The sequence below is a fragment of the Clostridium sp. AM58-1XD genome, from assembly GCF_003464085.1.
Taxonomy (GTDB): domain Bacteria; phylum Bacillota; class Clostridia; order Lachnospirales; family Lachnospiraceae; genus Lachnoclostridium_A.
In genome coordinates this window covers 84,903-90,902 of sequence record NZ_QSDR01000018.1, presented here as the reverse complement: position 1 = coordinate 90,902, position 6,000 = coordinate 84,903, and the positions used below count along the sequence as shown (strand labels likewise).

The 6,000-nt window shown below is 43.2% G+C and carries 4 protein-coding genes and 1 pseudogene; 1 reads left to right on the top strand and 4 read right to left on the bottom strand.

Translation table 11 applies throughout. The features are described from left to right. Window positions 1-206 precede the first annotated feature (206 nt). Complete coding sequence (locus tag DXA13_RS12620) at window positions 207-737, bottom strand: PadR family transcriptional regulator (protein ID WP_118244874.1); 531 nt, start codon at window positions 735-737, stop codon at window positions 207-209. Window positions 738-859: 122 nt separating this feature from the next. Here DXA13_RS12620 and DXA13_RS12615 point away from each other — a divergent pair. Next, window positions 860-2,235 (top strand): annotated as a pseudogene (locus tag DXA13_RS12615) (MATE family efflux transporter). A 115-nt stretch (window positions 2,236-2,350) separates the two neighbouring features. On the opposite strand, the gene tpiA reads toward DXA13_RS12615, so the two are convergent. From tpiA to gap, 3 genes are all read right to left on the bottom strand, one after another. Beyond that, window positions 2,351-3,100, bottom strand: a complete 750-nt coding sequence (gene tpiA / locus DXA13_RS12610; RefSeq protein WP_118244873.1) for a triose-phosphate isomerase — start codon at window positions 3,098-3,100, stop codon at window positions 2,351-2,353. A gap of 213 nt (window positions 3,101-3,313) precedes the next feature. Continuing rightward, a complete protein-coding gene (locus tag DXA13_RS12605; protein WP_118244872.1) occupies window positions 3,314-4,531 on the bottom strand; it encodes a phosphoglycerate kinase in 1,218 nt (405 codons plus the stop codon). A gap of 357 nt (window positions 4,532-4,888) precedes the next feature. Beyond that, window positions 4,889-5,905: a type I glyceraldehyde-3-phosphate dehydrogenase gene (gap, locus tag DXA13_RS12600; RefSeq protein ID WP_118244871.1), complete on the bottom strand. Its 1,017-nt coding sequence runs from the start codon at window positions 5,903-5,905 to the stop codon at window positions 4,889-4,891. Window positions 5,906-6,000 lie beyond the last annotated feature (95 nt).

Sequence of the window (6,000 nt, the reverse complement as noted above, 5' to 3'; positions counted from 1 at the left end):
ATTCTAGGAATAAAGTTTAAATATTATATATTTTTTTAAATTTCTAATTCTTACATCCTATATTACATATTTTTTTAAATTTCTAATTCTTACATCCTATATTACACCAGTTTTTAGTGCTATATGTCCTATATGTTTTATTTCTTTGTTTTAGCCTCTGCATTTAAAAATTCATATCATAATGTTTATACATCACTGGACGCTCCTCATCGTTCAAAGGTATCCTTAAGAGAGTTGATCCATGTTTCAATCGCTTCTGCTAAGATAAACTGCTGCTTTAAAACCGCCATTCCTGTTTCCGGAATATCCGTTCTTTTTTCTTTCATACAGATATTTTCCTCTATATAGGACTTCAAAGCATTAACATTTTTTTCTATATTTGACAGACACGCCTTCTGATAATCCGGTGAAAGGCTTGATAAATTTACAATTACGGCATTAAAATCCAGTAAAATATGGATCGGTTTAGCAGCAATTTCCATCATCAGACTTTCAAACGCTTCTTCTCCTGAATCCGTTAAAGAATAGACTGCTTTCTCTGCCATTTTTCCTTCTTTCACAATACTGCTCCTGATATAGCCCTTTTCTTCCAGCTGTATGACTTTTTTATATATGGACGGCGTACTGATTTTCACCCACTTCGATATATTCCGATACTCCACTAATTTTTGAATATCGTAAGCACTTAAAGATTCCTTTTTTAAGATCCCCAATACAATCAAGTCGATTGTTGCCATAACGTCCTCCTTTTTCACTTGACAAATACTATAAATTATAGTAGTATATGACTCACGGCCAAAATACTATAATTTATAGTACTGTATTTTACACTTTATGTCAATGAAAAGGAGGATTTATCATGAATGAATGCGATAAAAAAATGTACCTGCTGGGAAAGGCACCAATGCACAAGGCGCTCTTAGCTATGGGGCTCCCTGCTATGATCGGCATGATGATCAATGCAGTATATATCTGGCAGATGCCTACTTTGTAGGGGGGCTGGGAACAAGCCAGATGGGAGCGATCTCCGTCGCTTTTCCCCTTGGTCAGGTGGTCGTTGGATTAGGCCTATTGTTCGGTAACGGCGCCGCATCTTATATATCCAGGCTATTAGGACAAGGGAAAACAGAGACGGCGAATAAAGCAGCCAGCTCTGCTCTGTACAGCAGCGTTTTAGTCGGTACTGTCATCATCGTGTGCGCAGTGATTTTTCTGATACCAATTCTGAAACTATTAGGTGCGACGGAAAGTATACTGCCTTATGCAGCGATATATGCAAAAATCTATATTATTTCTTCTATTTTCAGCGTATTTAATGTCACCATGAATAACATCGTGACGAGTGAAGGCGCCGCAAAAACTACGATGTCCGCATTAATGGCAGGAGCTCTGCTCAATATCCTCCTGGATCCGATCTTTATTTACCGCCTGAATCTGGGCGTAGCCGGCGCTGCGATCGCCACGGCAATCTCTCAGTTCGTCTCTACTTTCGTATATTTGTGGTACATATTCAGGAAAAAAAGCGTGTTCAGCTTTCGTATTCGGGAGTGCTGTTTCTCCAGGGAGATCATATCTGAAATTATGAAAATTGGAATTCCGACACTCATTTTTCAGTTGCTTACCAGCTTATCTGTAACCCTGATCAATCTGCAGGCAAAAGAATACGGCGATTCTGTAATTGCCGGAATGGGAGCCGTAACGAGAATCATCGCTATGGGAAGTCTGATGGTATTCGGATTTATGAAAGGCTTTCAGCCAATTGCCGGATATAACTACGGTGCAAAAAATTTCAGCCGCCTGCATGCTGCAATTAAAACTTCTGTCGTATGGTCCACCGCATTCTGCGCCATATTCGGACTGGCTTTAGCCTTCTTTCCTTCGGCAATTATCTCCCAATTCACCATAAACGATATTGAAATGATAGATGCAGGACAAAGAGCCTTACGGGCCAATGGTTTTTCTTTCCTGCTTTTTGGTTTCTATACCGTATATTCTTCACTCTTTTTAGCTCTTGGAAAAGCAAAAGAAGGTTTTATTCTCGGCGCCTGCCGTCAGGGACTCTGTTTTGTCCCTGCCATCCTGATTCTGCCGTACATTGCAGGTATCGGTGGCATTCTCTATGCCCAACCCGTTTCTGACGTTGTATCTGCAGTTATTGCCGCATTGATGGCAGCTCATCTCCACAGGAGTTTTTCAAAACAGCAGGCTGTGGAAATTGCATCACATAACATGTAATATGAAAGACTGTAATATGAAAGGCCGCATAAATCTCATATTTATGCGGCCTTTCATATTTGATATCTGATTACGCTTACTTAAAAAACGGAAGATCAGACGATTTTAATTTCTATTATTTGTAATTGACAATCTTTCCAAAGTCTGGCTTCAGGGAAGCGCCTCCAACAAGACCTCCGTCGATATCAGCCTGTGCAAATAATTCAGCTGCGTTACCTGCATTGACCGATCCGCCGTACTGAATACGAACTGCTTCTGCTGTGGCTTCGTCATAGATTTCTTTTATACACTGACGGATTCCTGCGCAAACCTCTTCTGCCTGTTCTGTCGTAGCGGTCTTTCCTGTTCCGATTGCCCAGATCGGCTCGTATGCAATAACAGCTGTCTTTGCCTGATCAGCTGTTACGCCCATGAATCCAACCTTAACCTGCTGACGGATGAAATCCATAGTTACGCCCTGTTCTCTCTGCTCCAGTGTTTCACCACAACACATGATCGGTGTAATTCCATGCTCGAATGCTTTTAACATCTTTTTATTGACAGACTCATTTGTCTCAGCAAAATATTCTCTTCTCTCAGAATGGCCGAGAACAACATATTTAACGCCTGCATCTACAAGCATTGCCGGAGAAATTTCCCCTGTATAAGCTCCGCTCTCTTCATAGTACATATTTTCTGCACCGATGCAGATATTTGTTCCCTTTGCAGCTTCCATGGCCGGGATAATATCGATAGCCGGAACACAGAAGACTACATCTGCTTCATCATTTACTACAAGCGGCTTTAATGTGTTGACAAGTTCAACGGCCTCCGTAGGAGTCATGTTCATTTTCCAGTTTCCAGCAATAATTTTTCTTCTTGCCATAATTAACTTACCTCTCTCTTCAGGCCGGTTCAAAAAACGGCCGGTATTTAAATTTCACCTCGCCTCGCCTAGGGGCGGGAACGGCTTTCGCACTAAGCTCGATATAACCTCGCTAAGTGGCGCGGGGGTGTTCCCTTCACTACGGCTCGACAAGACCTCGCCTAGGGGCGGGAACGACTTTCGCACTAAGCTCGATTTGACCTCGCTAAGTGCTCAATGCCTGTTGTCGGCTGCGGCTACGCCTGGGAGTTCTTTGCCTTCCAGGAATTCCAGGGAAGCGCCGCCGCCTGTGGAAATGTGTGTCATCTTATCTGCGAATCCAAGACGCTTTACAGCGTTTACGGAATCTCCGCCGCCGATTACTGTAGTAGCGTCAGCCAGTTCTGCAACTGCGCGGCATACTTCCAGTGTTCCTTCAGCAAAGTTAGCAAACTCGAAGACGCCCATCGGTCCGTTCCATACGACTGTCTTCGCCCCGTCCAGAGCCTTTTTGTACATTTCAATCGTCTTCGGTCCGATATCAAATCCAGACCAGCCTGCGTCGATTACATCAACGATCTTTTTCTCTGTGTCGTTGGAAAATTCTTTTCCCTCAACATGGTCAACAGGAAGCAGAAGGTTAACGCCTTTGTCCTTTGCTTTCTTGACCATCTCTAAAGCGTAATCCAGCTTATCCTCTTCACAAAGAGAATTTCCGATTTCCTGTCCCTGTGCCTTTAAGAATGTATAGGCCATACCGCCACCGATGATCAGCGTATCAACCTTATCCAGCAGGTTGTTGATTACATTGATCTTATCGGAAACTTTAGCGCCACCAAGGATCGCTACAAACGGACGTACCGGATTCTCAACAGCCTGTCCCAGGAACTTGATTTCCTTTTCCATCAGGTATCCCACAACATTTTCCTGTGTATACTTTGTAACTCCAACGTTTGAGCAGTGTGCTCTATGTGCAGTGCCGAATGCATCGTTTACGAATACGCCGTTGTCACAGAGTGCAGCCAGTTCTTTTGCATATCCTTCTGCATTTTCATCTTTGCCGTATTTTGTCTCCTCTGCTCTGTAACGTGTATTCTGAAGAAGGAGAACTTCTCCGTCCTTTAACTCAGAAGCGATTTTCTGTGTTTCCTCTCCCGTTACCTTTGGATCATTCACAAATTTAACTTCTACGCCAAGTCTTTCGCTTAACGCCGGTGCAACTGGAGCGAGAGACATTTCCGGAACAGGCTCTCCCTTCGGTTTTCCCAAATGGGAGCAGAGAATTACTCTGGCGCCCTGATCAAGGAGCTTCTTAATTGTTGGGATCGCTCCGTCAATACGGTTGTAGTTCTGTATAACGCCTTCTTTTAACGGTACGTTAAAATCGCAGCGTACAAGTACTTTTTTACCTTTTAAATCTTTTAAATCATCAACTGTTTTCTTATTTAACATTGAAATGATCTCCTCTCATAACGATATACGAGCACGGTCCATAATAGAAGAAAGGGGGTGTTGCAAAAGTCGAATCCGCATTGCCGCCGATACCAGATTTCGTTCCAGGCAGTGGCCAAGTCACTACATCTGGCATCGGCGGCAATGCTCTATTCCTTTTTGCAACATCCTCTTCGCCTGCGGCGAATCGCTTTAGCGGCATGATTCCTTATCGCCGCAGTGCGATCCCTGCAAAGCGTTTCTTATATCATATATCATAGGCGCTCTTTCCCATGATATAATAAAGGGCCCGGTCCTGACGACCGGACCCTGATGGATCTACTCTGCTGTCACACTGAAACCTTCAGATGTGTTCAATTAGTTTAATTCAGCGAAGTACTTGATGGTTCTTACCATCTGGCTTGTATAGGAGTTCTCATTGTCATACCATGAAACTACCTGTACTTCATATAAGTCATCGCAGATGTGGTTAACCATGGTCTGTGTTGCATCGAACAGGGAACCATAAGTGATACCAACAATATCAGAAGATACTAATTCTTCCTCTGTATATCCGAAAGAAGCGGAAGAAGCTGCTTTCATAGCTGCATTGATGCCTTCTTTTGTTACTTCAGCACCTTTAACAACTGCTGTTAAAAGTGTTGTAGAGCCTGTCGGAACCGGAACACGCTGTGCAGAACCGATTAACTTGCCGTTTAATTCCGGAATAACAAGGCCGATTGCTTTCGCTGCGCCTGTAGAGTTCGGAACGATATTAACAGCTGCTGCACGGGCACGTCTGAAATCGCCTTTTCTGTGTGGTCCGTCAAGTACCATCTGATCACCTGTGTATGCATGGATTGTAGCCATGATACCGGACTGGATCGGAGCGTAGTCATGTAATGCCTTTGCCATTGGAGCGAGGCAGTTTGTTGTACAGGAAGCTGCGGAAATGATTGTATCGTCTTTTGTCAGAACTTTTTCATTTACGCTGAAAACGATAGTTGGAAGGTCGTTGCCTGCCGGAGCAGAAATAACAACTTTCTTAGCGCCTGCATCGATATGAGCCTGAGCTTTTGCCTTGGATGTATAGAAGCCTGTACACTCCAGAACTACGTCTACTCCAACTTCTTTCCATGGAAGGTTTGCTGCGTCTTTCTCTGCATAAATCTTAATTGTATGACCATCTACAGTAATAGAGTCCTCACCAGCTACAACTTTATCGCCTAAAGCGTATCTGCCCTGAGAAGAGTCATACTTTAATAAGTGAGCTAACATTGCCGGATTGGTCAAATCGTTAATTGCTACTACTTCGTATCCCTCTGCCTGAAACATCTGTCTGAAAGCCAGACGGCCGATACGTCCAAAACCATTGATCGCTACTCTTACTGCCATAATTGTATTCCTCCTAAGAATATTAATATGATTGTTAAATAATAATCAACTACCTTTTATTGTACATAATAATTTCGGAAATAGCAAGCGCTTTT